Source organism: Pseudomonas macauensis (genome assembly GCF_047902425.1).
Classification (GTDB): Bacteria; Pseudomonadota; Gammaproteobacteria; order Pseudomonadales; family Pseudomonadaceae; genus Pseudomonas.
Genome location: NZ_CP138377.1, coordinates 2,075,033 through 2,101,466, shown reverse-complemented (window position 1 = coordinate 2,101,466; position 26,434 = coordinate 2,075,033). Strand labels below are relative to the sequence as shown.

The following is a 26,434-nucleotide window of genomic DNA, read 5'->3' as shown; positions in this document are numbered from 1 at the left end:
GGCCCCGTCGCCTTGCGGCCAGTCCGGATCGCAGGACTGGCAAACAACGGCGCCTCGTTTAACATCCGTCTATTGAAGAAGAAATCGAGAACAAGGCCGTTCCGTGCAGATTTCCCCCCGCGCTCCCCTGCCGCTCTCTCTGCTTGCCGCGCTACTGGCGGGCCAGGCAGTAGCCGGCGATCTCTTCGTCGATCGCGTGGAGGTGCCGGACGTACTCACCGCCAGCCGGCTGAAGCAGTCGCCCGCCGAGGTGCCGGGCAGCATGACGGTACTCGACCGCGACCTGATCCGCGCCTCCGGCGCCCGCGACATCCCCGAGCTGATGCGCCTGGTGCCGGGCATGATGGTCGGCTACCTGTCCGGCAACCAGGCCACGGTCAACTACCACGGCACCAACGTCACCGAGGCGCGCCGCCTGCAGGTACTGGTGGATGGCCGCTCGGTGTACCGCCCGGGCCTGGCCACGGTGGACTGGAGCGACATTCCGGTGGCCATCGAGGACATCGACCGCATCGAGGTCTTCCGTGGGCCGAACGCCGTGAGCTACGGCGCCAACGCGCTGATGGGCGTGATCAACATCCTCACCCGCCACCCCGCCGACAGCCAAGGCACACGCCTGAAGTACACCGCCGGGCAGAACGGCATCCGCGACTGGTACGCCAGCCAGGGGCTGCGGGGCGAGTCCAGCGACTATCGCCTGTCGCTCTCCGGCCAGGCGGACGATGGCTTCGACCACGACCAGTTCGGCCGCGACTACCGCGACGGCCGCCGCCTGTCCCGTTTCAACCTGGTGGCCAACCACAGCCTCGACCTGCGCAACAGCCTGGATTGGCAGATCGCCGCGAAGGAAGGCAGCAACCAGCGCCCCTACAACTACCGCCCGGTGTTCGACGGCATCCCCGCCGGCGACAGCGACTCCGACCTGACCGCCCGTGACTACGCAGGCTCCTTGCGCTGGACCTTCGACGCCAATCCGCAGCACAGCTTCTACGTCCAGGGTTATGCCGAGCACTGGGAGCGCCTTCAGGACTTCCGCGCCTGCGAGGCACAGATCGTGTTCAGCCCGCAGTTGGCGCAACTCTGGGCACTCAACCCGAGATATGTGAACAGGCTGGGCGATGCGTTGCCGCGTATCCCCAAGGGCACCGCCCAGGAGCAGGCCCTGGCGAACCAGGTGCTGCAGCAGATCGTCGGCGGAGCCGGTGCACCGGCCTGCGGCTGGGTGAACCAGAACATCCGGGAGACCCGCTACGACCTGGAAATGCAGGACACGCTGAGCCTGACCGACGGCGTGCGGCTGCTCACCGGCATGAGCTACCGCCACGATCAAGCGACCTCCGAGACCTACTTCAACGGCACGGTGAACAACGAAATCTGGCGGCTGTTCAGCCAGCTGGAATGGCACCTGACGCCCCACTGGCTGCTGCAGGGCGGCGCCATGCTGGAAGACGACCAGACTTCCGGCAGCTCCGTCAGCCCGCGTATCGCCCTGAACTACCTGATCACGCCACGACACAGCCTGCGAGCGGTGTACTCCGAAGCCGTACGCTCGCCGGATATGTACGAGAACGACGTGAACTGGAGCTATCGCGCGCGCCGCCTCACCCCGGCCCCCTATGGCCAGAGCACAGGCTACTATTTCGCCCGCGCCCATGGGCCCGGGGACCTGGATCAGGAGCGCATGCGCTCGCGGGAAGTCGGCTACAACGGGCAGTTCGACGAGATCGGCCTGGCGCTGGACGTGAAGGCGTACCACGACGAGATCCACGACCTGATCAGCGATCCGCTGAAGCTGACCGACTTCGAGCCCACCAACGACAACGAAATCCGCTTCAGCGGCGCCGAGACCCAACTGGACTGGCGCGTCAGCCTCCGGGATCGCCTGCGCTTCACCTACGCCTATGTCGACTATGACGCCAGCAGCCGCTATGACCAGCGCCTTACCGCCCGCAACAGCGGCTCGGCGGGCTGGATGCGCGACTGGGGACGAGGCTGGTCGAGCGCGGTGTTCTATTACGGCGATGACGCGCTGAACGAACACCGCTTCGAACGCGTGGACCTGCGCGTAGCCAAGCGCATTCCCCTGGGCACCGCCGCATTGGAACTGGCGGGCGTGCTGCAGCAGCGCCTGGACGACGAACCGCTGACCTGGCCGGAAAACCGCTACGACGACCGTCATCTGTTGTATTTCAGCGCCGAGGTGGATTTCTAGCATGGTGGCCCGCCGCTCAGGGATGAGCCTCGGACATCAGGTCAGGTCCTTGCTGCTCAGCCTGATCTGCCTGCTGGCGCTACCAGCACAGGCACGCGAGCTGCTGCTGGTCAGCAGTGAACAGGGCGCGGCCGTGCAGGCATTCAGCCAGGCGCTCGCCGAACGCCGTCCGGAAGACCAGATCCGCCTGGAATCGCCCGCGCAACTGCCTCCTGCCTCGGCGCTCTCCCCTGAAACCCATTTGTTGCTGCTGGGGACCGCTGCGCTGAACTGGCGCCTGGCCAGCGACCAAGGCCCGCCGGCGCTGACGCTGCTGGTCAGCCGTGTGGAAGCGCAGCAGCTACTCGACGGTCGCCATCCCGAAGGCATCAGCCTGCTCTGGAGCGATCCACCGCCCGCCCGGCAGCTGCAATTGGCTCTGCAACTGCGCCCCAAGCCACAACGCATCGGCGTACTCTTCAGCCCCGCTAGCCAATTCCTGCTGAGCGAGTTGTCGGAACACGCCCAGCGGCTCGGCGTCGAGCTGGTCCCCCAAGAGCAGGACCGCAGCGACGATCCCCGCCCACTGCGTGAATTGCTCGACAGCAGTGACCTGCTGCTCGGGCTGGACGACAAACTGCTTTACAACCCGCGTACCGTCAAAGGCATCCTGCTCAGCGCCTACGCCGAGAATCACGCCCTGATCGGCCCCACCGTGGCGTTCGTCAGGGCCGGCAGCCTGGCCAGCACTTACAGCGACCAGAGCGATTGGCTGGACGCTCTCGATCCGCTGCTCGACCAACCGCCGTCGCAATGGCCGCAGAGCCTCTACCCTGAACGCTTCAAGGTGCAAAGCAACCGCCAGGTGGCGCGTTCGCTGGGCATCGATCTGCCGGACGACGCCTCGCTCGCGCATCGTCTTGCCGAAGGAGAATCCCCATGAGCGCCCGCAAGAGCTGGAATATCCAGACGCGCATGCTGGCCATCAGCCTCGGTCCGGCGTTATTGCTGACACTGCTGCTCACCGGCTATTTCACCTACTCGCGCCTGCAGGACCTGCGGCAGGAGTCCAACCACACCGGCCAGTTGATCGCCAACCAGCTGGCGCCGGCCGCCGAGTACGGCGTCATCTCCGGCAACCTTCCGGTGCTGCAAAGCCTGCTGCGAGCCACCCTGGGCACCGCCCACGTGCGCTTCATCGAAGTACGCGACCGCAGCGACAACATCCTGGTCTACGTCGAACACCCCGCCGATCCAGCCCAGGCAAGCACCAAGGTGGAAATCTTCCACGCCGCGATCCAGCGCGAGAACATCCAGCTCAACGACGGTAACCTGGGGGTTGCCCTCGATAACGCCGCAACCTCTGTCTCCAGCAACGACTACCTGGGCCGGGTAGTCGTCGGCATGGCCAGCGACGCCTTCAGCGAACGCCAACAGGAAATTCTCTTCAAGGCCAGCCTGCTGGCGCTCTTCGCGCTGGTACTGACCTATCTTCTCGCCCGGCGCCTGGCGCAACGACTGGCCGCGCCGATCAGCACCATGGGCCGCGCAGTCCAGGCGATCCAGAGCGGCGACTACCACACCACCCTGCCGGTACCCGATGACGGCGAAGTCGGCGACCTCGCCCGGCACATCAACAACCTGGCCCGCGGCCTGCAGCAGGCAGCCCTGGAGCAGGAACGCAGCATCGCCCAACTGGTGGCCGCCCGCGAAGAGGCCGAAGAGGCAAACCGCGCGAAGTCCGACTTCCTGGCAATGATGAGCCACGAACTGCGGACGCCGATGAATGGCGTACTGGGCATGCTCCAGCTGTTGGAAACCACCGAGCTGAACCAGGAGCAGGCGGAGTACAGCGCGCTGGCGACCGAATCCACCGAGCACCTGCTCAAGGTGATCAACGACATCCTCGATTTCTCCCGCATCGAGCGCGGCGCGCTGGAGCTGGAGCGCATCCCGTTCAACCTGCTGGAGCTGATCCAGAGCTCCGTGCAGGTCTTCCAGCACAGCGCGCACCAGCGCGGCCTGACGCTGGACCTGGCGGTGCAGGACGGCCTGAATGCGCTCGAAGTACAGGGCGATCCGACCCGGATCCGACAGATTCTCGTGAACCTGCTGGGCAATGCCCTGAAGTTCACCGAAGAAGGCGGCGTGCGCCTGGAAGCCACCTGGCAGGCGCTGGACGATGAAGTCCTGTGGCTCAGCTGCTCGGTACAGGACAGCGGCATCGGTATCTCCCGCGAGCGCCTGGAACACATGTTCGATGCCTTCCAACAGGCCGACTCCTCCACCTCGCGCCGCTACGGCGGCACCGGCCTGGGCCTGACCATCGCCCGGACGCTGGCCGAGCGCATGGGCGGCACCCTCCGAGCCAGCAGCGAGGAAGGCTGCGGCTCGACCTTCACCCTGGAAATCCCCCTGCCCTTCCGCGAGCGCCAAGCCGCCTCGGAGGAAGACGAAGCGGGTACCGATTTGCTTGCCGCTGGTCAGTCCGTTCTGCTCGTCGAGGACAACCCGGTGAATCAAACGGTCATAGAAGCTATGTTGCGCAGCCTGGGGTATCGCGTCACGCTGGTGGGTGACGGCGTCCAGGCGGTCCGTACCTCCGAGCGCGGCGAGTTCGCGGTCATCCTCATGGATTGCCGGCTGCCGGTGCTCAACGGCTACGAGGCCACCCGGCAGATCCGCTCAAGACCCGGCGGCGAACAGGTGCCAATCATCGCGCTGACCGCCAACGCCCTGCAGGGCGACCGGGAAACCTGCCTGGAGGCAGGGATGAACGACTACCTGGCCAAGCCGTTCAAGCGGGCCGAACTGCAGCGGATTCTGCAGCGTTGGGTTGCTCCAGGCCGTTGATCCGCGCGCTGGCATGCACCAAACTGCGGACCGACCACGGGCATCTGCCCCTGACAAAAAACCGGCGCCGACGAAAAGTGAACAAGCGTTCGCCGGACGCTGTGACTTTCACTTAAAGGCAATAGTCTATGACTAGGCTGCCGCGTGAGTACCGTGACAATAACAACGGAACGCGGCGCCGCAGGCAGAAGCCAACACCGCCTGCCATCCAAGATTTTTGAGGAGCTCGCATGACCAAACAACACGCCTTCACCCGAGAAGACCTGCTGCGTTGCAGCCGCGGCGAGCTCTTCGGCCCGGGTAATGCGCAACTGCCCGCCCCCAACATGCTGATGATCGACCGCATCACCCACATCAGCGAAACCGGCGGCAAGTATGGCAAGGGCGAACTGGTCGCCGAGCTGGATATCAACCCCGACCTGTGGTTCTTCGCCTGCCACTTCGAAGGCGATCCGGTGATGCCGGGCTGCCTGGGCCTCGACGCCATGTGGCAGCTGGTCGGCTTCTACCTCGGCTGGCAGGGCAACCCCGGCCGTGGCCGTGCCCTGGGTTCGGGCGAAGTGAAGTTCTTCGGCCAGGTCCTGCCGACCGCCAAGAAAGTCACCTACAACATCCACATCAAGCGTACGATCAATCGATCGCTCGTTCTGGCTATCGCCGACGGCAGCGTCAGCGTCGATGGCCGCGAAATCTACAGCGCCGAAGGCCTCCGCGTCGGCCTGTTCACTTCCACTGACAGCTTCTAAGGGTATCCGCATGCGTCGCGTCGTGATCACCGGTCTGGGCATCGTTTCCTGCCTGGGCAATGACAAAGACACCGTCTCCGCCAACCTGCGTGCAGGCCGTGCTGGCATCCGCCACAACCCCAGCTACGCCGAGATGGGCCTGCGCAGCCACGTTTCCGGTTCGGTCAACCTGAACCTGGAAGAGCTGATCGACCGCAAGGTCTTCCGCTTCATGGGCGACGCCGCTGCCTACGCGTACCTCGCGATGGAACAGGCGATCAAGGACTCCGGCCTCAGCCCCGAGCAGATCTCCAACCCGCGCACCGGCCTGATCGCCGGTTCCGGTGGCGCTTCCACCCTGAACCAGATGGAAGCCATCGACACCCTGCGCGAGAAGGGCGTCAAGCGCATCGGCCCATACCGCGTCACCCGCACCATGGGCAGCACCGTTTCCGCCTGCCTGGCCACTCCCTTCCAGATCAAGGGCGTGAACTACTCCATCTCCTCGGCCTGCGCCACCAGCGCGCATTGCATCGGCCAGGCCATGGAACAGATCCAGATGGGCAAGCAGGACGTCGTCTTCGCCGGTGGCGGTGAAGAAGAGCACTGGAGCCAGAGCTGCCTGTTCGACGCCATGGGCGCCCTCTCCACCCAGTACAACGAGACCCCGGAAAAGGCCTCCCGCGCCTACGACGCCAAGCGTGACGGTTTCGTCATCGCCGGCGGCGGCGGCATGGTCGTTGTCGAAGAGCTGGAACACGCCCTGAAGCGTGGCGCCAAGATCTACGCCGAAATCGTCGGCTACGGCGCGACCTCCGATGGTTACGACATGGTCGCCCCGAGCGGCGAAGGCGCCATCCGCTGCATGCAGCAGGCCCTGTCGACCGTGAACACCCCGATCGACTACCTGAACACTCACGGCACCTCCACCCCGGTCGGCGACGTTGCTGAAATCCGTGGTATCCGCGAAGTGTTCGGCACCAACGCCCCGGCCATCAGCTCCACCAAGAGCCTGTCCGGCCACTCCCTGGGCGCCGCCGGCGTTCACGAGGCCATCTACTGCCTGCTGATGATGGAAGGCAACTTCATCGCCGGCTCGGCCAACATCGACGAGCTGGACCCGGAAGTCGCCGACATGCCGATCCTGCGCGAGACTCGCGAGAACGCGAAGCTCGACACCGTCATGAGCAACAGCTTCGGCTTCGGCGGCACCAACGCCACCCTGGTCCTGAAACGCCACAATGGCTGATCAGTGATCCAGGCAAGAAAGGCGCCCCAGGGCGCCTTTTTTGTTGCCTGCAGTTCCTGGCCACCTGCCCTTCAGCTTTGCCTCGCATCCCCAATCAGGTCAGGATTGGGAAAGCTGGATAACAGAGAGCATGCAGATGGCGCTGATGATTCGAAAGGCCCGCAGCGAAGATGCTGCAGCCATCAGCCAGGTGATTGTGACGACTGTCAGGGAGAGCAATGACCAGGACTACCCGGCGAATGTCATCGAGTCAGTAGCGGCGAACTTCTCGCCCGAACGTTTGATCGAGCTGCTGGAGCAGCGTCTGGTCTTCGTCGCGCTGCTGGGCGACGAGATCGTCGGCACAGGCGCCCTGGACGGCAACGTCGTGCGCAGCCTCTTCATAGCGCCGCGACAGCAGAACAAAGGCATCGGCCAGGCCCTGATGGCCCAAATCGAAGAAACCGCACTGGAGCGTGGCGTGGAGGCCTTGCTGATCCCCTCCTCCCTCACCGCCCAATCCTTCTACGCCCGCCTGGGCTACAGCGTCGTACGCGAACAGCTCTACGGAGAAGAACGCACGATCATCATGACCAAGTCACTCATGCTCTTGTAGGAGCGAGCTTGCTCGCGAACCGCGTCGCTCCGCCATGACCGCTTACAGCTCTCGTAGGAGCGGACCTTGTCCGCGAAAGCCTTGCACACGGCGCACGCCAGGATCTCCGGTTACCACCAATGCCCGTGCAGCAGCTTTTTTGCTCCCCAAAAAACAAAGCCCCCGACCAGCTCTCGCTGATCAGGGGCTTTGGAATTAGAAGCTTGACGATGACCTACTCTCACATGGGGAAACCCCACACTACCATCGGCGATGCATCGTTTCACTGCTGAGTTCGGGATGGGATCAGGTGGTTCCAATGCTCTATGGTCGTCAAGCAATTCGGCGGGATGCTCGCCGTGGCGCTCATCCGAAATCGGGTTGCTTACACTAATAAGCAAAGCCCCCGGCCAGCTTTCGCTAACCAGGGGCTTTGGGATAGGAGCTTGACGATGACCTACTCTCACATGGGGAAACCCCACACTACCATCGGCGATGCGTCGTTTCACTGCTGAGTTCGGGATGGGATCAGGTGGTTCCAACGCTCTATGGTCGTCAAGCAATTCTTTAGGACGCTCGTGGCATTCGCACACGCTCATCCAGATTCGGGTATGTGACAGTCATTTGCGGTTCACACGAACTTTCGGTTCGTCGACTTCACCATCGAACACACAAATTGTTTGGGTGTTATATGGTCAAGCCTCACGGGCAATTAGTATCGGTTAGCTCAACGCCTCACAGCGCTTACACACCCGACCTATCAACGTCGTAGTCTTCGACGGCCCTTCAGGGGAATCAAGTTCCCAGTGAGATCTCATCTTGAGGCTAGTTTCCCGCTTAGATGCTTTCAGCGGTTATCTATTCCGAACATAGCTACCCGGCAATGCCACTGGCGTGACAACCGGAACACCAGAGGTTCGTCCACTCCGGTCCTCTCGTACTAGGAGCAGCCCCTCTCAAATCTCAAACGTCCACGGCAGATAGGGACCGAACTGTCTCACGACGTTCTAAACCCAGCTCGCGTACCACTTTAAATGGCGAACAGCCATACCCTTGGGACCGGCTTCAGCCCCAGGATGTGATGAGCCGACATCGAGGTGCCAAACACCGCCGTCGATATGAACTCTTGGGCGGTATCAGCCTGTTATCCCCGGAGTACCTTTTATCCGTTGAGCGATGGCCCTTCCATACAGAACCACCGGATCACTAAGACCTACTTTCGTACCTGCTCGACGTGTCTGTCTCGCAGTCAAGCGCGCTTTTGCCTTTATACTCTGCGACCGATTTCCGACCGGTCTGAGCGCACCTTCGTACTCCTCCGTTACTCTTTAGGAGGAGACCGCCCCAGTCAAACTGCCCACCATACACTGTCCTCGATCCGGATGACGGACCAGAGTTAGAACCTCAAGCATGCCAGGGTGGTATTTCAAGGTTGGCTCCACGCAGACTGGCGTCCACGCTTCAAAGCCTCCCACCTATCCTACACAAGCAGGCTCAAAGTCCAGTGCAAAGCTACAGTAAAGGTTCACGGGGTCTTTCCGTCTAGCCGCGGATACACTGCATCTTCACAGCGATTTCAATTTCACTGAGTCTCGGGTGGAGACAGCGCCGCCATCGTTACGCCATTCGTGCAGGTCGGAACTTACCCGACAAGGAATTTCGCTACCTTAGGACCGTTATAGTTACGGCCGCCGTTTACCGGGGCTTCGATCAAGAGCTTCGCTTTCGCTAACCCCATCAATTAACCTTCCGGCACCGGGCAGGCGTCACACCCTATACGTCCACTTTCGTGTTTGCAGAGTGCTGTGTTTTTAATAAACAGTCGCAGCGGCCTGGTATCTTCGACCGACATGGGCTTACGCAGTAAATGCTTCACCCTCATCGGCGCACCTTCTCCCGAAGTTACGGTGCCATTTTGCCTAGTTCCTTCACCCGAGTTCTCTCAAGCGCCTTGGTATTCTCTACCCGACCACCTGTGTCGGTTTGGGGTACGGTTCCTAGTTACCTGAAGCTTAGAAGCTTTTCCTGGAAGCATGGCATCAACCACTTCATCATCTAAAAGACGACTCGTCATCAGCTCTCGGCCTTGAACACCCGGATTTGCCTAAGTGTTCGGCCTACCACCTTAAACTTGGACAACCAACGCCAAGCTGGCCTAGCCTTCTCCGTCCCTCCATCGCAGTAACTAGAAGTACAGGAATATTAACCTGTTTCCCATCGACTACGCTCTTCAGCCTCGCCTTAGGGACCGACTAACCCTGCGTCGATTAACGTTGCGCAGGAACCCTTGGTCTTTCGGCGTGGATGTTTTTCACACCCATTGTCGTTACTCATGTCAGCATTCGCACTTCTGATACCTCCAGCAAGCTTCTCAACTCACCTTCACAGGCTTACAGAACGCTCCTCTACCGCGCATCTTGCGATGCACCCGTAGCTTCGGTGTGTGGTTTGAGCCCCGTTACATCTTCCGCGCAGGCCGACTCGACTAGTGAGCTATTACGCTTTCTTTAAAGGGTGGCTGCTTCTAAGCCAACCTCCTAGCTGTCTAAGCCTTCCCACATCGTTTACCACTTAACCACAACTTTGGGACCTTAGCTGACGGTCTGGGTTGTTTCCCTTTTCACGACGGACGTTAGCACCCGCCGTGTGTCTCCCACGCTGACACTTCCAGGTATTCGGAGTTTGCATCGGTTTGGTAAGTCGGGATGACCCCCTAGCCGAAACAGTGCTCTACCCCCTGGAGTGATACGTGAGGCGCTACCTAAATAGCTTTCGAGGAGAACCAGCTATCTCCGAGCTTGATTAGCCTTTCACTCCGATCCACAAGTCATCCCCTACCTTTTCAACGGGAGTGGGTTCGGTCCTCCAGTCAGTGTTACCTAACCTTCAACCTGCTCATGGATAGATCGCCCGGTTTCGGGTCTATACCCAGCGACTAAATCGCCCTATTAAGACTCGCTTTCGCTACGCCTTCCCTATACGGTTAAGCTCGCCACTGAATATAAGTCGCTGACCCATTATACAAAAGGTACGCAGTCACCTAACAAAGTAGGCTCCCACTGCTTGTACGCATACGGTTTCAGGTTCTATTTCACTCCCCTCTCCGGGGTTCTTTTCGCCTTTCCCTCACGGTACTGGTTCACTATCGGTCAGTCAGTAGTATTTAGCCTTGGAGGATGGTCCCCCCATATTCAGACAAAGTTTCTCGTGCTCCGTCCTACTCGATTTCACTTCAAAGAACCTTTCACATACGGGGCTATCACCCACTATGGCCGCACTTTCCAGAGCGTTCTGTTAGATTCAAAGAAGCTTAAGGGCTAGTCCCCGTTCGCTCGCCACTACTAAGGGAATCTCGGTTGATTTCTTTTCCTCAGGGTACTTAGATGTTTCAGTTCCCCTGGTTCGCCTCTTGCACCTATGGATTCAGTACAAGATACCTAGGTTATCCTAGGTGGGTTCCCCCATTCAGAGATCTCCGGATCAAAGTCTGTTTGCCGACTCCCCGAAGCTTATCGCAGGCTACCACGTCTTTCATCGCCTCTGACTGCCAAGGCATCCACCGTATGCGCTTCTTCACTTGACCATATAACCCCAAGCAATCTGGTTATTGTCTCGAACGTGAAGACGACATTCGCCGAAAATTCGCGCTTGAACTCGCAAATTTTACCTTGACTTGAATAATCACCAGTGAAAGAGATTATTCAGTCTACTTCTATCACATACCCAAATTTTTAAAGAACAGTTCTGGCACAAAGTCCAGACAGCAAGGTTCGTTACACCGAACATTCCTGTCTGAGCTTTCGACGATTTAGAGATGGTGGAGCCAAGGAGGATCGAACTCCTGACCTCCTGCGTGCAAAGCAGGCGCTCTCCCAGCTGAGCTATGGCCCCATCGGATCAGCAGCACACCACAACAATTGGTGGGTCTGGGCAGATTCGAACTGCCGACCTCACCCTTATCAGGGGTGCGCTCTAACCAACTGAGCTACAGACCCAATCGTCTAACCAGTGAATCAAGCAATTCGTGTGGGAGCTTATGAAGAAGCTGCGATCTTCGATTAAGGAGGTGATCCAGCCGCAGGTTCCCCTACGGCTACCTTGTTACGACTTCACCCCAGTCATGAATCACTCCGTGGTAACCGTCCCCCTTGCGGTTAGACTAGCTACTTCTGGAGCAACCCACTCCCATGGTGTGACGGGCGGTGTGTACAAGGCCCGGGAACGTATTCACCGTGACATTCTGATTCACGATTACTAGCGATTCCGACTTCACGCAGTCGAGTTGCAGACTGCGATCCGGACTACGATCGGTTTTGTGGGATTAGCTCCACCTCGCGGCTTGGCAACCCTCTGTACCGACCATTGTAGCACGTGTGTAGCCCTGGCCGTAAGGGCCATGATGACTTGACGTCATCCCCACCTTCCTCCGGTTTGTCACCGGCAGTCTCCTTAGAGTGCCCACCCGAGGTGCTGGTAACTAAGGACAAGGGTTGCGCTCGTTACGGGACTTAACCCAACATCTCACGACACGAGCTGACGACAGCCATGCAGCACCTGTGTTCCGATTCCCGAAGGCACCCTCGCATCTCTGCAAGGTTCCGGACATGTCAAGGCCAGGTAAGGTTCTTCGCGTTGCTTCGAATTAAACCACATGCTCCACCGCTTGTGCGGGCCCCCGTCAATTCATTTGAGTTTTAACCTTGCGGCCGTACTCCCCAGGCGGTCGACTTATCGCGTTAGCTGCGCCACTAAAATCTCAAGGATTCCAACGGCTAGTCGACATCGTTTACGGCGTGGACTACCAGGGTATCTAATCCTGTTTGCTCCCCACGCTTTCGCACCTCAGTGTCAGTATCAGTCCAGGTGGTCGCCTTCGCCACTGGTGTTCCTTCCTATATCTACGCATTTCACCGCTACACAGGAAATTCCACCACCCTCTACCGTACTCTAGTCAGGCAGTTATGGATGCAGTTCCCAGGTTGAGCCCGGGGATTTCACATCCATCTTACCAAACCACCTACGCGCGCTTTACGCCCAGTAATTCCGATTAACGCTTGCACCCTTCGTATTACCGCGGCTGCTGGCACGAAGTTAGCCGGTGCTTATTCTGTTGGTAACGTCAAAACAGCAAGGTATTAACTTACTGCCCTTCCTCCCAACTTAAAGTGCTTTACAATCCGAAGACCTTCTTCACACACGCGGCATGGCTGGATCAGGCTTTCGCCCATTGTCCAATATTCCCCACTGCTGCCTCCCGTAGGAGTCTGGACCGTGTCTCAGTTCCAGTGTGACTGATCATCCTCTCAGACCAGTTACGGATCGTCGCCTTGGTAGGCCTTTACCCCACCAACTAGCTAATCCGACCTAGGCTCATCTGATAGCGCAAGGCCCGAAGGTCCCCTGCTTTCTCCCGTAGGACGTATGCGGTATTAGCGTTCCTTTCGAAACGTTGTCCCCCACTACCAGGCAGATTCCTAGGCATTACTCACCCGTCCGCCGCTGAATCATGGAGCAAGCTCCACTCATCCGCTCGACTTGCATGTGTTAGGCCTGCCGCCAGCGTTCAATCTGAGCCATGATCAAACTCTTCAGTTCAATACTGCTTGGGTTTTGCGAAAACCCTAAACTTGGCTCAGCAATCGCACGCTCTATTTAAAGAGCTAAAACTCTCGAATTCACGAGTGTTACTTGCGTTGCTGATAATCAGTCGATCATCAGTCTTACATCACAAGCACCCACACGAATTGCTTGATTCGACTTGTTAAAGAGCAGTTGGTCAAGGCTTTCGTCTCAACCGAGGCGCGCATTCTACAGCAGCACCTCATCTTGTCAAGCGTTGTTTTCGAAAATTTTCTTTTCTACTCAACCGCTTGCGCTTCGGAGAAGGAAACCTTCTCACCAGCGGGAGGCGCATTCTACAGTGATCAAACTCACTGTCAAGCACCTCGATGATCTTCTTTTCGACTCACTGCCGGAGCAGCGAATGAACAGTGGCAAGTGATTCACCTGCCGGACCACCACTCTCAGCTTCGAATCTTTGTAAGTGCTTGATTTTCAAGCTCTTTCAGCGCTTCGTCGCTGGGAGTGGTGCGCATTATAGGGACTTAAAAAGACCCGTCAACGACTTTTTGCAGAAAGATGACAAATACCTGCCCCCTCCCTCTCCTATATAATAGAAGCAAACCCTTCCTGCGACCGCACGCCGCCACGAGCATCGTCAGCGGACAGCCCCAAGCCGGTGCCCCTCTCAGTTGCCTCTTCTATATAGAGACGCCCCACCAGGACCTCGCACTTCAATGCGCGCCCTAGATTCCTACGAGCGTTGCAGGTTGCCTCCTCGGAAAGCCCCCTCCGATCGTCGCGGTCAATCCCGTGGCCAGGCGAAGAAGTGGAAGTCATCAGCAAGTCTGGCGCCTACAAAGCCTTCTACCGCTTCCGGCACCCCGAACACCGCAGCATCACCAAATGGCTCAGCGACGAAGCCCTCCCCTCCCGCCAAGACTCCCAGCACGTCCCAGACACCAACCCCCGCCACGCCTTCATGATCTGAGCCAACCAATGCATCAGCGTCATCAAATAGCAAGGCGAAATCTGGATTGACGGGACCAGCCGATATTTCTGACGACGCAGGACGACCGGGAACCAAGGGATACGCCGAGCTGGCGGTCTATATAGGTATTTTTTGCGGGAAGAGAAATGCAAAAAGGCCGGTTCATTGCTGAACCGGCCTTTTCAAATTTGGTCGGGACGGAGTGATTCGAACACTCGACCCCTTGCACCCCATGCAAGTGCGCTACCAGGCTGCGCTACGCCCCGACGTTGCGACCAGGTTACCCTGGAAGCGGATCGCACTATACCCCAAGCGTTTGCTTCGGAGAAGTACTTTTTTCATTTTTTTCAGTTACTTGCGCAGGACGTGCAGCACGTCCTCCAATTCGGCAATCATTTGCCGGATCAGTTGCTTGTACTGAGTGGCGTCCTCGCGTGCTTCGTCACCGGTGAGGCGCTGACGGGCGCCGCCGATGGTGAAGCCCTGGTCGTAGAGCAGCGCGCGGATCTGGCGAATCATGAGCACGTCCTGGCGCTGGTAGTAGCGCCGGTTGCCCCTTCGCTTGACCGGGTTGAGTTGCGGGAACTCCTGTTCCCAGTACCGCAGCACGTGCGGCTTCACCGCGCAAAGATCACTCACTTCACCGATGGTGAAGTAGCGCTTGCCCGGAATGGGGGGCAGTTCGTCGTTATGACTTGGTTCCAGCATAAGCCTCAACCCTGGCCTTCAGTTTCTGCCCTGGACGAAAGGTGACGACGCGCCGGGCTGTGATCGGGATTTCCTCTCCCGTCTTCGGGTTGCGTCCGGGACGCTGGCGCTTGTCGCGCAGGTCGAAGTTGCCGAAACCCGACAACTTCACCTGTTCGTTATGCTCCAGCGCCTGGCGGATCTCTTCGAAGAAGAGCTCCACCAGTTCCTTGGCTTCCCGCTTATTCAGGCCCAGCTCTTCGTACAGACGTTCAGCAATTTCAGCTTTCGTCAGAGCCCCCATACGCTACTTCCTTAACGTGGCGTTGAACCTTTGTTCCAGCGAGGCGACGATATTCTGCGTAGTCGCGTTCACCTCGTCATCGTTAAGAGTGCGTGATGGATGCTGCCAGGTCAAGCCAACGGCCAAGCTTTTTCTAAGCGGATCAATGCCTTTACCGTGGTAGACGTCAAACAACCTGAGATCCGTCAGCCATTCGCCCGCCGTTTCACGGATATTTGCCAGCACGAATTCGGCCGGAGTATCCAGATCGACGATCAGGGCCAGGTCACGGCGCACTTCGGGGAAGCGCGACAGTTCGCTGAATTTCGGCAGGCGACCCTTGGCCACTTCGGCCAGTACTAGTTCGAAGACATAGACCGGGCGATCCAGGTCCAGCGCCTTGGCCAGTTCCGGGTGCAGGGCGCCCAGGTAGCCGACCAGCACGCCGTCGCGCTCGATCTTGGCGGTCTGGCCCGGGTGCAGCGCCGGGTGTTCTGCCGGGGAGAAGGTGAAGGCATCGATGGCGCCGGCGTTACCCAGCAGCGCTTCGACGTCGGCTTTCACGTCGAAGAAGTCGACGCTCTCGCGGCCATTGGCCCAACCTTCTGGCTGACGAGCACCGCAGACGACGCCGGCCAGCATGTTTTCCTGAACCAACCCTTCCAGCTGACCAACAAAGCGCAGGCCGCTTTCGAACAGGCGCACGCGGTTCTGCTGGCGGTTGAGGTTGTGCTGCAGGGACTTAACCAGACCCGGCCAGAGCGAGGCGCGCATCGCGGCCATGTCGGCGGAGATCGGGTTGGCCAGCATCAGCGGCTCGACACCGGGGTGGAACAGCTGGAACAGCTTGGGATCGATGAAGCTATAGGTGATGGCTTCCTGGTAGTCGCGGGCGACCAGGAGACGACGCAGCGCCGGCAGTTCCGCCTGGGACTCGGACTTGGTGTTCGGCGCCAGGCGTGCCTGCGGGTAGCGAACCGGCAGACGGTTGTAGCCGTACAGGCGGCCCAACTCTTCGATCAGGTCGACTTCGATGGACACGTCGAAGCGATGGCTCGGCACCCCCACGGTCCAGGCATCAGCACCGGCTTTCTGGACATCGAATTCCAGGGCGGTGAGCAGACGCTCGATTTCGGCGTTTTCCAGCGTCATGCCCAGCATCTGGGTGACGCGCTCAGCGCGCAGGGTGACCGGAGCGACCTTGGGCAGATCGGCTTCGTTGACTGCTTCCACGATTGGGCCAGCTTCGCCGCCAACGATCTGCAGCAGCAGTTCGGTGGCGCGCTCCATGGCGCGACGAGCCAGCTGCGAGTCCACGCCACGCTCGAAGCGGTGCGAGGCATCGGTGTGCAGGCCGTAGGAGCGGGCCTTGCCGGCGACGGCAATATTGTCGAAGAAGGCGCTTTCGAGGAACAGGTCGCGGGTCTTGGCGCTGACGCCGCTGTGCTCGCCGCCCATCACGCCGGCAATGGCCAGGGCGCGTTCGTGGTCGGCGATCACCAGGGTGTCGGCACGCAGGGTGACTTCCTGGCCGTCGAGCAGGACGAGCTTCTCGCCCTCCTCCGCCATGCGCACGCGTACGCCGCCCTTGATCTCGTCGAGATCGAAGGCGTGCATCGGCTGACCCAGCTCGATCATCACGTAGTTGGTGATGTCGACGGCGGCGTCGATGCTGCGGATGTCGGAACGGCGCAGGCGCTCGACCATCCACAGGGGAGTCGGCTTGCTCAGATCGACGTTGCGAACGACGCGACCGAGGTAGCGCGGGCAAGACTTGGGCGCCAGCAGCTCAACGCTGCGCACTTCGTCGATCTGCGGGGCAACGGCGTTGACCACCACCGGCTTGACCTCGGCGCTGTACAACGCGCCGACTTCGCGACCGAGACCGGTCAGAGACAGGCAATCGCCACGGTTGGGGGTCAGGCCGATCTCGATGGAGGCATCGTCCAGTTCGAGGTAGTCACGGATATTGGCGCCCACCGGCGCATCCGCGGCGAGCTCCATCAGGCCGGCGTTCTCTTCGCTGATTTCCAGCTCTTTGGCCGAGCAGAGCATGCCGTTGGACTCAACGCCGCGCAGCTTGGCCTTCTTGATCTTGAAGTCGCCCGGCAGTTCGGCGCCGATCATGGCGAAGGGGATCTTCAGGCCCGGGCGCACGTTGGGCGCGCCGCAGACGACCTGGAAGGTCTCCGAACCGTTGCTGACCTGGCAGACGCGCAGCTTGTCGGCGTCCGGGTGCTGTTCGGTCGACAGCACTTCGCCCACGACCACGCCGCTGAACTGGCCGGCGACCGGGATCACGGCGTCAACCTCGAGGCCCGCCATGGACAGACGAGCCACCAGCTCGTCACGGGAAACCTGCGGATTTACCCAGCTCCGCAGCCACTGTTCACTGAATTTCATCCTGTTCTCCTAAATGCGTTGACGGTCGTGCGGGCTAGCGGAACTGGCCGAGGAACCGCAGATCGTTGTCGAAGAACAGGCGCAAGTCGTTCACGCCATAGCGCAGCATGGCCAGACGCTCGATACCCATGCCGAAGGCGAAGCCCTGGTACTTCTCAGGGTCGATGCCGGACATACGCAGTACGTCGGGGTGGACCATGCCGCAACCCATGACTTCCAGCCAGCCGGTCTGCTTGCAGACGCGGCAACCCTTGCCGCTGCAGAGCACGCACTGGATGTCGACTTCCGCCGAAGGCTCGGTGAAGGGGAAGAAGGACGGACGGAAGCGGACGGAGAATTCTTTCTCGAAGAAGGCGCGGAGGAATTCTTCGATGGTGCCCTTGAGGTCGGCGAAGCTGACGTCTTCATCGACCAGCAGACCTTCGACCTGGTGGAACATGGGCGAGTGGGTCAGGTCGGAGTCGCAGCGGTACACGCGGCCCGGGCAGACAATACGAATCGGCGGCTTCTGGCTCTCCATGGTGCGGACCTGTACCGGCGAGGTATGGGTGCGCAGCAGCATGTTCGCATTGAAGTAGAAGGTGTCGTGCATGGCACGAGCCGGGTGGTGGCCCGGAATGTTGAGCGCTTCGAAGTTGTGGTAGTCGTCTTCGACTTCCGGCCCCTCGGCCACTTCATAGCCGATGCGGGTGAAGCACTGCTCGATGCGTTCCTTGGTGCGGGTGACTGGATGCAGGCCGCCGGAGGACTGGCCACGGCCTGGCAGGGTCACGTCGATGCGCTCGGCAGCCAGCTTGGCGGCGAGGGCGGCGCCCTCCAGCTCGGCCTTGCGGGCGTTCAGCACATCCTGAACCTTTTCCTTGGCGACGTTGATCAGCGCGCCGACCTTGGGGCGCTCTTCGGCCGGCAGGTCGCCCAGGGTCTTCATGACCTGGGTCAGCTCGCCTTTCTTGCCGAGGTAGTGAACCCGGATCTGCTCCAGGGCGTTGACGTCTTCGGTGTTTCGCACGGCGTCCAGGGCCTGCGAAACCAGCGCGTCCAGGTTTTCCATGTACCAACTCCAGATACAAAATAGGGGAAGAGCGGTAAGGCTCTTCCCCTATCGGTGACGTTACGTCCGGACCGAGATCCGGTAACTGTCGTGGGGCTTAAGCCAGGCTGGCCTTCGCTTTCTCGACAATCGCGGTAAACGCCGCTTTTTCGTTCACAGCCAGATCGGCCAGTACCTTACGGTCGATCTCGATGGCCGCCTTCTTCAGGCCAGCGATCAGACGGCTGTAGGACAGACCGTTCTGACGAGCACCAGCGTTGATACGGGCGATCCACAGGGCGCGGAACTGACGCTTGCGCTGACGACGGTCACGGTAGGCGTATTGGCCAGCCTTGATTACCGCCTGCTTGGCAACGCGGAACACGCGCGAACGCGCGCCGTAGTAGCCTTTTGCGAGCTTCAGGATCTTCTTGTGACGACGACGGGCAATCACGCCACGCTTAACACGAGCCATTTATCTATCCTCTACCAGAAATCAACGCAGACGCAGGGAGCGTTCTACACGGCGAACGTCGGAAGCAGCGAGCAGCGAAGTGCCGCGCAGCTGACGCTTACGCTTGGTGGTCATTTTGGTCAGGATGTGGCTCTTGAAAGCGTGCTTGTGCTTGATGCCACCAGCAGTCACTTTGAAGCGCTTCTTGGCGCCACTCTTGGTTTTCATCTTTGGCATGTTTAGTACTCCGCATTCGTTAACAACTGATAACCATCAGGCCTGCCAGTGCCCGGGAGGTTATTTACGCTTCTTGGGAGCGATGACCATCATCAGCTGGCGTCCTTCCAGCTTGGGATGCTGTTCCACGGTGCCGAATTCGGCGAGGTCGTTTTCGACCCGCTTCAACAGCTCCATGCCCAGCTCCTGGTGGGCCATCTCACGACCACGGAACCGAAGCGATACCTTGGCCTTGTCCCCTTCATTAAGGAAACGTACCAGGTTGCGTAGTTTTACCTGGTAATCCCCTTCTTCCGTCCCTGGACGAAACTTGATTTCTTTGATCTGTTGCTGGTGCTGGTTTTTCTTCGCAGCAGCGGCCTGCTTCTTCTTCTCGAAGAGGTGCTTGCCGTAGTCCATGATGCGGCAGACAGGGGGCACCGCATCAGCAGAAATTTCTACCAGGTCCAGCTTGGCCTCGTCGGCTTGACGGAGGGCCTCGTCGAGGGAGACCACACCAATCTGCTGACCGTCAGCACCAATCAGACGAACCTCACGGGCGGTGATGTTCTCGTTGATCGGCGGTTTCGGGAGAGCCCGCTTATCCTGTCTCATTTCACGCTTAATAATGATTACTCCGAGTCTTGGCGACCACGCCGGGAAACCGCCTGAGCCAGCAGCTCAGCGAACTGGGCGATCGGCATCGAGCCGAGATCTGCCCCTTCGCGCGTACGTACGGCGACGGCCTGCGATTCAACTTCCCTATCACCGATAACCAACAGATAGGGAACCTTGAGCAAAGTATGCTCGCGGATTTTAAAGCCAATTTTCTCGTTTCTCAAGTCAGACTTGGCACGGAATCCGCTTTGCTCGAGCTGACGCACCACTTCTTCAGCCCATTCGGCCTGCTTGTCAGTGATATTCATCACCACGGCCTGGGTCGGCGCGAGCCAGGCCGGGAACAGGCCGGCGTAATGCTCGATCAGCATGCCGATGAAGCGCTCGAAGGAGCCGAGGATGGCGCGGTGCAGCATGACCGGACGGGTACGGCTGTTATCTTCGGCGATATAGCTGGCATCCAGACGCTCCGGAAGGTTCGGATCGTACTGCAGGGTGCCGCACTGCCAGTTACGGCCGAGGCAGTCCTTGAGGGTAAACTCGATCTTCGGACCGTAGAAGGCGCCCTCACCCGGCTGGTATTCCCACTCCAGGCCGGACTCGTTCAGAGCATCGGCCAGCGCACTTTCGGCGCGATCCCACAGTTCTTCGGAACCGACGCGCTTGGCCGGACGAGTGGACAGCTTCATGGAAACGTCAGTGAAGCCGAAGTCCGAATAGACCTGCAGGGTCAGCTTGATGAAGTCGGCCGCTTCCTTCTTCACCTGTTCTTCGGTGCAGAAGATGTGGGCGTCGTCCTGGGTGAAGCCACGCACGCGCATGATGCCGTGCAGCGCGCCGGACGGCTCGTTGCGGTGGCAAGCGCCGAACTCGGCGAGGCGCAGCGGCAGGTCGCGGTAGGACTTCAGACCCTGGTTGAATATCTGCACGTGGCACGGGCAGTTCATCGGCTTGACCGCGAAATCGCGGCTTTCCGACGAAGTGGTGAACATGTTCTCGGCGTAGTTGGTCCAGTGACCGGAACGCTCCCAGAGGATGCGGTCGACGACCTGCGGGGTACGCACTTCCACATAGCCGTGGTCGCGCTGCACCTTGCGCATGTACTGCTCGAGCACCTGGTAGACGGTCCAGCCGTTCGGGTGCCAGAAGACCATGCCCGGCGCTTCCTCCTGGAGGTGGAAGAGGTCGAGCTGCTTGCCGATGCGGCGGTGGTCGCGCTTCTCGGCTTCCTCGATGCGCTGGACGTAGGCCGCCAGCTGCTTCTTGTCCGCCCAGGCGGTGCCGTAGACGCGCTGCAGCTGCTCGTTCTTCGAGTCGCCGCGCCAGTAGGCGCCGGAAATCTTGGTCAGCTTGAAGGCCTTCAGGAAACGAGTGTTCGGCACGTGCGGGCCGCGGCACATGTCCACGTACTCCTCATGGAAGTACAGGCCCATGGCCTTCTCGTCTGGCATGTCATCGATGAGGCGCAGCTTGTACTCCTCACCACGAGCCTTGAAGGTCTCGATGACTTCGGCACGCGGAGTCATCTTCTTGACGACGTCGTAGTCCTTGTCGATCAGCTCGGCCATGCGCTTTTCGATGGCAGCCATATCTTCAGGAGTGAAGGGGCGCTCGAACGCGATGTCGTAATAGAAGCCTTCGTCGATCACCGGGCCGATGACCATCTTCGCAGTCGGGTACAGCTGCTTGACCGCATGACCCACCAGGTGAGCGCAGGAGTGGCGGATAATCTCCAGCCCGTCCTCATCCTTCGGGGTAATGATCTGCAGGGTCGCGTCGCTGTCGATGATGTCGCAGGCATCGACCAGACGACCATTGACCTTGCCGGCCAGGGTGGCTTTCGCCAGGCCCGCGCCAATGGATTGCGCCACCTCGGTCACGCTGACCGGATGATCGAAGGAACGCTGACTACCGTCGGGAAGAGTAATGATGGGCATGGCGCCTCCTCTCCTAGTGGTGACCCCTACGAAAGGCCACATGGGTTGGGATGTGCCAGTAAGCGTCGCCCGCCGGGTCTGCCTGCCTCACAGTGGCAGGCGCCTTGTCGGCACCCTGCGCTTTCGCGCGCGGACGGAGATCACTGGAAGAAATCGGATAAAACCCGCCCGCAATCGATAGCGGGCAAGGCGTGCGATGTTACTGCAACTTTGGCTAACTGACGAGCGACCACCCTGACTTCGCTCAGTATTGCTCGACAAACTCCAGCACAGTGCGATTGAAGGACGCCGGACGGATCACATTCATGCCGTGGGATGCACCAGGGATCATCGAAGTTCGCACATCCGCCAACGCCGCCTGCAGCGCCTGGATAATGCGTGGGAAAGGCTCCGGACTCTTCGCCCCACCGATCAACATAACCGGCAAATGTAGTTGCTCGAGTTGAGCATGGGAAATCGGCTGCGGATGATCCGCCACCTGCCCCACCAATGTCATGGCATTGGCCGTGGCCATTTCTCGGAATTGCCGGGAAGAACGCTCCCACACCCCCACACCACTCACAGTATCGACGAAGAGTTGCAATCCCTCGCCGACCTGTCCCGCACGAATCATGGCCAGTGCCTGCTGGCGAAACTGATTGCGCTCAACTGGGGATACTGGCGAGACCAACCCCGCCATACGGAATACATCCTCCGTAAAATCCCCGCCAGGATCGGCCAGTATCAGGGAACGCAACTTCTGCGGCGCAGCCAATGCCACTCGCAGACAGAGATTGCCACCACGCGAATGACCGAGCAGATGCGCAGGGCCGGGCAATTGATCCAGCAACGCAAGCAGATCGCTCACATGTTGCTCCGTCGTGAATCCCGCACCCTCGCCATCCCATTGCTCAGGAAAATAGTGGCGCAGGCTGGGCGCCACCACATGGTGGTGAGCCGACAAGGCGGCGAACTGCCCCTGCCAATAGCGATAATCGCAGAGCGATCCATGAACCAGCACAAGCGGCACCCCCTGCCCCGCCGCCTGGCACGCAAGCTCATAATCATTGACCCGATACCGCACAATCTCACTATTCATCCAGCACTCACACTCAACGCACCACAATAAAGCACACAATATTCAGAGGGACTTGGCAGGAGCCGCCCCCTTTACTCCGTGCATTATCCCTCAAGAAACAACTAATCCGCGCCCCGGATAACCACTCGATGGATTTAAGCTGTACTTTCCGAATCGCAACAATTCATATCTACAGTTGACGCCGATAACGACAAGAACAGAAAATCGCCGCCACAATTCACCCCTGCCGACGGGAGCATATGATGTCCAAACTTGCGGAGTTCCGTGAAGCCGAACGCCAGCTCAAAGAACAACTCGCCCTGCTGGAAAAACTCAAGAATGACAGCAGCCTGAAAAAGGAACTGGAGTTCAAGGACCAACTGCAAGCCCTGATGGACCAGTACGGCATGAACCTGCGGAATGTGATCAACATTCTCGACCCGCAGACTACCGGCGAACCGGCACCGACCCAGCAGCGCCGCAGCCGCCAGCTGAAAGTCTACAAAAACCCCAACTCCGGCGAAGTCATCGAGACCAAGGGTGGCAATCACAAAACCCTGAAAGCCTGGAAACAACAGTTCGGCGCTGAAACCGTCGAATCCTGGCTGCAGAAGTAAGAAAAAAGCCGCAGCGCGCTCCCGCCCTGCGGCTTTCTTTACCGACTCGCAATGATTCTGACCAGCGGCACAGCATCAACTGGCTATTGCCGACAGAAATCCATATAATTCCGAACGCGAGTACCAAACCCAAGGTCGCCCCTCCCAGCACTCCCCTACCATGATCCAGGGTTGAAGCTGGGCACTACAGGGCCACGGCCAGCGCCCCCTCCGCATCGATTCCAGAGCACGTCAAGCCGCGCCAGGAAAGTTTGCCCGAGCGATAGCGCCTACGTCAGTTCAACTGCCTTTACCCAACACCGCAGACTGACGCGAACCGACCCTCAAGTTTCCATTCGCTGCCATATTCCGGTCACACGCTTTCTGCATCCTCAGATTGCACCCGGAGCTTTTTACGATTTCAACGGTCATAAGACCGTTACCTATTTGGAAAGACAAGACAATGAAAACCTCCCCGCATATCCAGGAGGCGATTCGCACCCTTTCGGTAGCCTTCGCCCCTCTGAACTGCGTCATCCAGGCCAAGCGCAAGCACGGCTTCAGCTTCACACTGGTGAACGAGCATGGCATCGCCAAGCACACCGAGCGCCTGTACCCCCAGCAGTACCAGGCCGAAGCGCCACTGCAAGCGGTCATCGAGCGCGTGCAAGCCACCCTCGCCGCCTGAGCCTGAAAATGAAAAGCCCCGCCAAAGCGGGGCTTTTTGCTTTCTGCCACCCATATAAAGGCAGCAACCTGCATGAACGTCAGCGCAGACTGATCCCCGCCTTAACCGATTCGATTTCCCCCGCCAGCGCCGCATAGCGCTCCGCCTGCGCCGCGTAGGTCAGCGAGTAGGCAGCACCATCACCCAGAGCCACTTGCAGGGTCTGCTTCAGCACTTCAGTGCCGTTCCGACTGATGCCGCAACGCACCTCCAATCCCTCCAGACCACCCAGCGTCACCGCCTGAGGCCTACTACAGGCGGCCTGGAGCCCCTGGCGGAGAAAGTCCTTCTGCAGCGCCTTGCGCATCTCGAGGATGACGTTCTCCACATTAATAGAGGCATCGGCACCCAAGCGACTGCGCGTCACCTCCATGATCAGCTCCTGGGAGCCATCCTCCGCCAGGCGCACGCCACGCTGGCGAATCAGTGGAGCATCAGCCACCACCTCTTCCGGCGAGCGCGAGACACTCCAGCCCTCCGGCCAGACCACCTGCATCTCCGCCAGCGCCGGCACCGGCGCCAGCAGCGCGCCAAGCACCAAACAGGATCGTAGACCGCTCATTACCACCTCCGACCACACCCCAGAGGACACCATAACAGGCGCACCGACTTTTCTGCGGACAAACAAAAAGGGCGACCCTTTCGGATCACCCTTTTTGCAGCCGCCGGAGCGGCTATGTTTGGTAGGCACAATTGGACTCGAACCAACGACCCCCACCATGTCAAGGTGGTGCTCTAACCAACTGAGCTATGTGCCTGTCGTGTGGGGCGCATTCTACGCGATCGTTTTGGAGCGTCAAGAACTTTTTTCGCTAACTCACTGAAAAAGTGAATTTTTTTATGTTCGACCGTCCGTAAATTATTTTGCACGGGCACTAGCCGGCCAGATTCGACTCAGGTAGCATCCTCACATCTCGTAAAAAATAACAAACACAGGTGCATTATGCCGCACACTCCCTACCCCACTTCCTATTACGCAGCCTCGGCCAACCCGGTCCCGGCCCGCCCTGAACTGCAGGGCGAGGTGGAAACCGACGTCTGCGTGATCGGTGCAGGCTACACCGGCCTGTCCACCGCGCTGTTCCTGCTGGAAAACGGCTTCAAGGTCACCGTATTGGAGGCCGCCAAGGTCGGCTTCGGCGCTTCGGGCCGCAACGGTGGCCAGATCGTCAACAGCTATAGCCGCGACATCGACGTCATCGAACGCACCGTTGGCGCCAAGCAGGCTCAACTGCTTGGTCAGATGGCTTTCGAAGGCGGCCGCATCATTCGCGAGCGCATCGCCAAGTACAACATCCAGTGCGACCTGAAGGACGGCGGCGTGTTCGCAGCCCTCAGCGCCAAGCAGATGGGCCACCTGGAATCCCAGAAGAAGCTGTGGGAGCGCTTCGGCCACACCCAGCTGGAGCTGATGGACGCCAAGCGCATCCGTGAAGTCGTCGCGACCGACAGCTACGTCGGCGGCATGCTCGACATGAGCGGCGGTCACATCCACCCGCTGAACCTCGCCCTGGGCGAAGCCGCGGCCGTGGAATCCCTGGGCGGCGTGATTCACGAGCAGTCCCCTGCCGTGAAGATCGACCGTGGCGCCAACCCGGTCGTGCACACCCCGAAAGGCCGCGTGAAGGCCAAGTTCATTGTGGTTGCCGGTAACGCCTACCTGGGCGGCCTGGTGCCGGAACTGGCGTCCAAGTCGATGCCGTGCGGCACCCAGGTGATCACCACCGAGCCGCTGAGCGCCGAGATGGCCAAGACCCTGCTGCCGCAGGACTACTGCGTCGAGGACTGCAACTACCTGCTCGACTACTACCGCCTGACCAGCGACAACCGCCTGATCTTCGGCGGCGGCGTGGTCTACGGTGCGCGCGATCCGTCGAACATCGAAGCGATCATCCGTCCGAAGATGCTGAAGGTATTCCCGCAGCTGAAGAACGTGAAGATCGACTTCGCCTGGACCGGCAACTTCCTGCTGACCCTGTCGCGCCTGCCGCAGGTTGGCCGTATCGGCGACAACATTTACTACTCGCAGGGCTGCTCCGGCCACGGCGTGACCTACACCCACCTCGCCGGCAAGGTGCTGGCCGAGGCGCTGCGTGGCCAGGCCGAGCGCTTCGACGCTTTCGCCGACCTGCCGCACTACCCGTTCCCGGGCGGTCGCATGTTCCAGGTTCCGTTCTCCGCGATCGGCGCCTGGTACTACAACCTGCGCGACAAGCTGGGCGTCTGACGCTCCGCTCCGCACGAAGAAAAACGGCGCCTCACGGCGCCGTTTTCTTTTTCCGGG

At 59.8% G+C, this 26,434-nt stretch carries 20 protein-coding genes, 4 tRNA genes and 4 rRNA genes; 10 read left to right on the top strand and 18 right to left on the bottom strand.

Annotation, left to right across the window (positions count from 1 at the left end; translation table 11 throughout):
• Positions 1-103 precede the first annotated feature (103 nt).
• The 6 genes from SD196_RS10015 to SD196_RS09990 all read left to right on the top strand — a co-directional run bounded on the left by SD196_RS10015 (position 104) and on the right by SD196_RS09990 (position 7,613).
• Entirely contained in the window at positions 104-2,212 is a 2,109-nt protein-coding gene (locus SD196_RS10015; protein ID WP_416311373.1) for a TonB-dependent receptor plug domain-containing protein, read from the top strand.
• Between the two features lie 22 nt (positions 2,213-2,234).
• On the top strand, positions 2,235-3,134 hold the full coding sequence (locus tag SD196_RS10010; RefSeq protein ID WP_416311372.1) for an ABC transporter substrate-binding protein: 900 nt from the start codon (positions 2,235-2,237) through the stop codon (positions 3,132-3,134).
• Positions 3,131-5,044, top strand: a complete 1,914-nt coding sequence (locus SD196_RS10005; RefSeq protein ID WP_275607832.1) for an ATP-binding protein — start codon at positions 3,131-3,133, stop codon at positions 5,042-5,044. The genes SD196_RS10010 and SD196_RS10005 overlap by 4 nt, the downstream gene beginning before the upstream one ends.
• A 230-nt stretch (positions 5,045-5,274) precedes the next feature.
• A complete protein-coding gene (gene fabA / locus SD196_RS10000) occupies positions 5,275-5,790 on the top strand; it encodes a 3-hydroxyacyl-[acyl-carrier-protein] dehydratase FabA (protein ID WP_207888227.1) in 516 nt (171 codons plus the stop codon).
• Positions 5,791-5,800: 10 nt separating this feature from the next.
• On the top strand, positions 5,801-7,018 hold the full coding sequence (gene fabB, locus SD196_RS09995) for a beta-ketoacyl-ACP synthase I (protein WP_275607833.1): 1,218 nt from the start codon (positions 5,801-5,803) through the stop codon (positions 7,016-7,018).
• Positions 7,019-7,154: 136 nt separating this feature from the next.
• The gene (locus SD196_RS09990) at positions 7,155-7,613 is read left to right on the top strand and encodes a GNAT family N-acetyltransferase (protein WP_370601227.1); all 459 of its coding nucleotides are present in this window, start codon (positions 7,155-7,157) and stop codon (positions 7,611-7,613) included.
• 201 nt (positions 7,614-7,814) lie between these two features.
• On the opposite strand, the gene rrf (SD196_RS09985) is transcribed toward SD196_RS09990, so the two are convergent.
• The 6 genes from rrf (SD196_RS09985) to SD196_RS09960 form a co-directional block, all read right to left on the bottom strand.
• Positions 7,815-7,930: ribosomal RNA gene (rrf, locus tag SD196_RS09985) — 5S ribosomal RNA — on the bottom strand.
• Between the two features lie 106 nt (positions 7,931-8,036).
• Positions 8,037-8,152 (bottom strand): 5S ribosomal RNA (gene rrf / locus SD196_RS09980).
• A gap of 131 nt (positions 8,153-8,283) precedes the next feature.
• A 23S ribosomal RNA gene (locus SD196_RS09975) occupies positions 8,284-11,175 on the bottom strand.
• Positions 11,176-11,407: 232 nt separating this feature from the next.
• Positions 11,408-11,483, bottom strand: a tRNA-Ala gene (locus tag SD196_RS09970).
• Between the two features lie 27 nt (positions 11,484-11,510).
• Positions 11,511-11,587: transfer RNA gene (locus tag SD196_RS09965), tRNA-Ile, on the bottom strand.
• A 64-nt stretch (positions 11,588-11,651) separates the two neighbouring features.
• Positions 11,652-13,187, bottom strand: a 16S ribosomal RNA gene (locus SD196_RS09960).
• The 16S, 23S and 5S rRNA genes sit together here with 2 tRNA genes alongside, the layout of an rRNA operon.
• 793 nt (positions 13,188-13,980) lie before the next feature.
• Here SD196_RS09960 and SD196_RS09955 point away from each other — a divergent pair.
• A complete protein-coding gene (locus SD196_RS09955) occupies positions 13,981-14,142 on the top strand; it encodes a hypothetical protein (RefSeq protein WP_343577767.1) in 162 nt (53 codons plus the stop codon).
• Positions 14,143-14,331: 189 nt separating this feature from the next.
• On the opposite strand, the gene SD196_RS09950 is transcribed toward SD196_RS09955, so the two are convergent.
• The 10 genes from SD196_RS09950 to SD196_RS09905 all read right to left on the bottom strand — a co-directional run bounded on the left by SD196_RS09950 (position 14,332) and on the right by SD196_RS09905 (position 22,848).
• Positions 14,332-14,408, bottom strand: a tRNA-Pro gene (locus SD196_RS09950).
• An 85-nt stretch (positions 14,409-14,493) separates the two neighbouring features.
• Entirely contained in the window at positions 14,494-14,850 is a 357-nt protein-coding gene (locus SD196_RS09945; protein ID WP_015476661.1) for a MerR family transcriptional regulator, read from the bottom strand.
• Entirely contained in the window at positions 14,831-15,133 is a 303-nt protein-coding gene (ihfA, locus tag SD196_RS09940; protein ID WP_003090661.1) for an integration host factor subunit alpha, read from the bottom strand. Before ihfA ends, SD196_RS09945 begins: the two co-directional genes overlap by 20 nt.
• A 3-nt stretch (positions 15,134-15,136) precedes the next feature.
• Positions 15,137-17,515, bottom strand: coding sequence for a phenylalanine--tRNA ligase subunit beta (gene pheT, locus SD196_RS09935; protein WP_343577873.1), 2,379 nt, complete (start codon positions 17,513-17,515; stop codon positions 15,137-15,139).
• A 34-nt stretch (positions 17,516-17,549) separates the two neighbouring features.
• On the bottom strand, positions 17,550-18,566 hold the full coding sequence (gene pheS / locus SD196_RS09930) for a phenylalanine--tRNA ligase subunit alpha (protein ID WP_017516492.1): 1,017 nt from the start codon (positions 18,564-18,566) through the stop codon (positions 17,550-17,552).
• Between the two features lie 97 nt (positions 18,567-18,663).
• Positions 18,664-19,020, bottom strand: coding sequence for a 50S ribosomal protein L20 (gene rplT / locus SD196_RS09925; RefSeq protein ID WP_003099086.1), 357 nt, complete (start codon positions 19,018-19,020; stop codon positions 18,664-18,666).
• Positions 19,021-19,041: 21 nt separating this feature from the next.
• The gene (gene rpmI, locus SD196_RS09920) at positions 19,042-19,236 is read right to left on the bottom strand and encodes a 50S ribosomal protein L35 (RefSeq protein WP_205334978.1); all 195 of its coding nucleotides are present in this window, start codon (positions 19,234-19,236) and stop codon (positions 19,042-19,044) included.
• Positions 19,237-19,296: 60 nt separating this feature from the next.
• The gene (gene infC, locus SD196_RS09915; protein WP_275611977.1) at positions 19,297-19,848 is read right to left on the bottom strand and encodes a translation initiation factor IF-3; all 552 of its coding nucleotides are present in this window, start codon (positions 19,846-19,848) and stop codon (positions 19,297-19,299) included.
• Positions 19,848-21,770, bottom strand: coding sequence for a threonine--tRNA ligase (thrS, locus tag SD196_RS09910; protein ID WP_343577874.1), 1,923 nt, complete (start codon positions 21,768-21,770; stop codon positions 19,848-19,850). The genes infC and thrS overlap by 1 nt, the downstream gene beginning before the upstream one ends.
• Before the next feature lie 244 nt (positions 21,771-22,014).
• Positions 22,015-22,848 (bottom strand): alpha/beta hydrolase, encoded by an 834-nt coding sequence (locus SD196_RS09905; RefSeq protein ID WP_343577875.1) that lies wholly within the window; start codon positions 22,846-22,848, stop codon positions 22,015-22,017.
• Positions 22,849-23,090: 242 nt separating this feature from the next.
• Here SD196_RS09905 and SD196_RS09900 point away from each other — a divergent pair, with 242 nt between their 5' ends.
• Positions 23,091-23,444: a histone-like nucleoid-structuring protein, MvaT/MvaU family gene (locus SD196_RS09900; RefSeq protein WP_275607838.1), complete on the top strand. Its 354-nt coding sequence runs from the start codon at positions 23,091-23,093 to the stop codon at positions 23,442-23,444.
• Positions 23,445-23,886: 442 nt separating this feature from the next.
• On the top strand, positions 23,887-24,111 hold the full coding sequence (locus SD196_RS09895; protein WP_275607839.1) for a hypothetical protein: 225 nt from the start codon (positions 23,887-23,889) through the stop codon (positions 24,109-24,111).
• 79 nt (positions 24,112-24,190) lie between these two features.
• On the opposite strand, the gene SD196_RS09890 is transcribed toward SD196_RS09895, so the two are convergent.
• The gene (locus tag SD196_RS09890) at positions 24,191-24,712 is read right to left on the bottom strand and encodes a DUF4946 domain-containing protein (protein ID WP_343577876.1); all 522 of its coding nucleotides are present in this window, start codon (positions 24,710-24,712) and stop codon (positions 24,191-24,193) included.
• 119 nt (positions 24,713-24,831) lie between these two features.
• Positions 24,832-24,908: transfer RNA gene (locus tag SD196_RS09885), tRNA-Val, on the bottom strand.
• Positions 24,909-25,093: 185 nt separating this feature from the next.
• On the opposite strand from SD196_RS09885, the gene SD196_RS09880 reads away from it, so the two are divergent.
• Positions 25,094-26,377 (top strand): FAD-binding oxidoreductase, encoded by a 1,284-nt coding sequence (locus tag SD196_RS09880; protein WP_343577877.1) that lies wholly within the window; start codon positions 25,094-25,096, stop codon positions 26,375-26,377.
• Positions 26,378-26,434 lie beyond the last annotated feature (57 nt).

What these genes read in the sequence shown, in the direction of transcription:
- pheS (WP_017516492.1), bottom strand. Translation starts at nt 18,566, where the DNA reads ATGGAAAACCTGGACGCGCTGGTTTCGCAGGCCCTGGACGCCGTGCGA.
- SD196_RS10010 (WP_416311372.1), top strand. Translation starts at nt 2,235, where the DNA reads ATGAGCCTCGGACATCAGGTCAGGTCCTTGCTGCTCAGCCTGATCTGC.
- SD196_RS09900 (WP_275607838.1), top strand. Translation starts at nt 23,091, where the DNA reads ATGTCCAAACTTGCGGAGTTCCGTGAAGCCGAACGCCAGCTCAAAGAA.
- fabB (WP_275607833.1), top strand. Translation starts at nt 5,801, where the DNA reads ATGCGTCGCGTCGTGATCACCGGTCTGGGCATCGTTTCCTGCCTGGGC.
- ihfA (WP_003090661.1), bottom strand. Translation starts at nt 15,133, where the DNA reads ATGGGGGCTCTGACGAAAGCTGAAATTGCTGAACGTCTGTACGAAGAG.
- thrS (WP_343577874.1), bottom strand. Translation starts at nt 21,770, where the DNA reads ATGCCCATCATTACTCTTCCCGACGGTAGTCAGCGTTCCTTCGATCAT.
- fabA (WP_207888227.1), top strand. Translation starts at nt 5,275, where the DNA reads ATGACCAAACAACACGCCTTCACCCGAGAAGACCTGCTGCGTTGCAGC.
- SD196_RS09945 (WP_015476661.1), bottom strand. Translation starts at nt 14,850, where the DNA reads ATGCTGGAACCAAGTCATAACGACGAACTGCCCCCCATTCCGGGCAAG.
- SD196_RS10005 (WP_275607832.1), top strand. Translation starts at nt 3,131, where the DNA reads ATGAGCGCCCGCAAGAGCTGGAATATCCAGACGCGCATGCTGGCCATC.
- SD196_RS09880 (WP_343577877.1), top strand. Translation starts at nt 25,094, where the DNA reads ATGCCGCACACTCCCTACCCCACTTCCTATTACGCAGCCTCGGCCAAC.
- SD196_RS09990 (WP_370601227.1), top strand. Translation starts at nt 7,155, where the DNA reads ATGGCGCTGATGATTCGAAAGGCCCGCAGCGAAGATGCTGCAGCCATC.
- SD196_RS09895 (WP_275607839.1), top strand. Translation starts at nt 23,887, where the DNA reads ATGAAAACCTCCCCGCATATCCAGGAGGCGATTCGCACCCTTTCGGTA.
- rpmI (WP_205334978.1), bottom strand. Translation starts at nt 19,236, where the DNA reads ATGCCAAAGATGAAAACCAAGAGTGGCGCCAAGAAGCGCTTCAAAGTG.
- rplT (WP_003099086.1), bottom strand. Translation starts at nt 19,020, where the DNA reads ATGGCTCGTGTTAAGCGTGGCGTGATTGCCCGTCGTCGTCACAAGAAG.
- SD196_RS09890 (WP_343577876.1), bottom strand. Translation starts at nt 24,712, where the DNA reads ATGAGCGGTCTACGATCCTGTTTGGTGCTTGGCGCGCTGCTGGCGCCG.
- pheT (WP_343577873.1), bottom strand. Translation starts at nt 17,515, where the DNA reads ATGAAATTCAGTGAACAGTGGCTGCGGAGCTGGGTAAATCCGCAGGTT.
- SD196_RS09905 (WP_343577875.1), bottom strand. Translation starts at nt 22,848, where the DNA reads ATGAATAGTGAGATTGTGCGGTATCGGGTCAATGATTATGAGCTTGCG.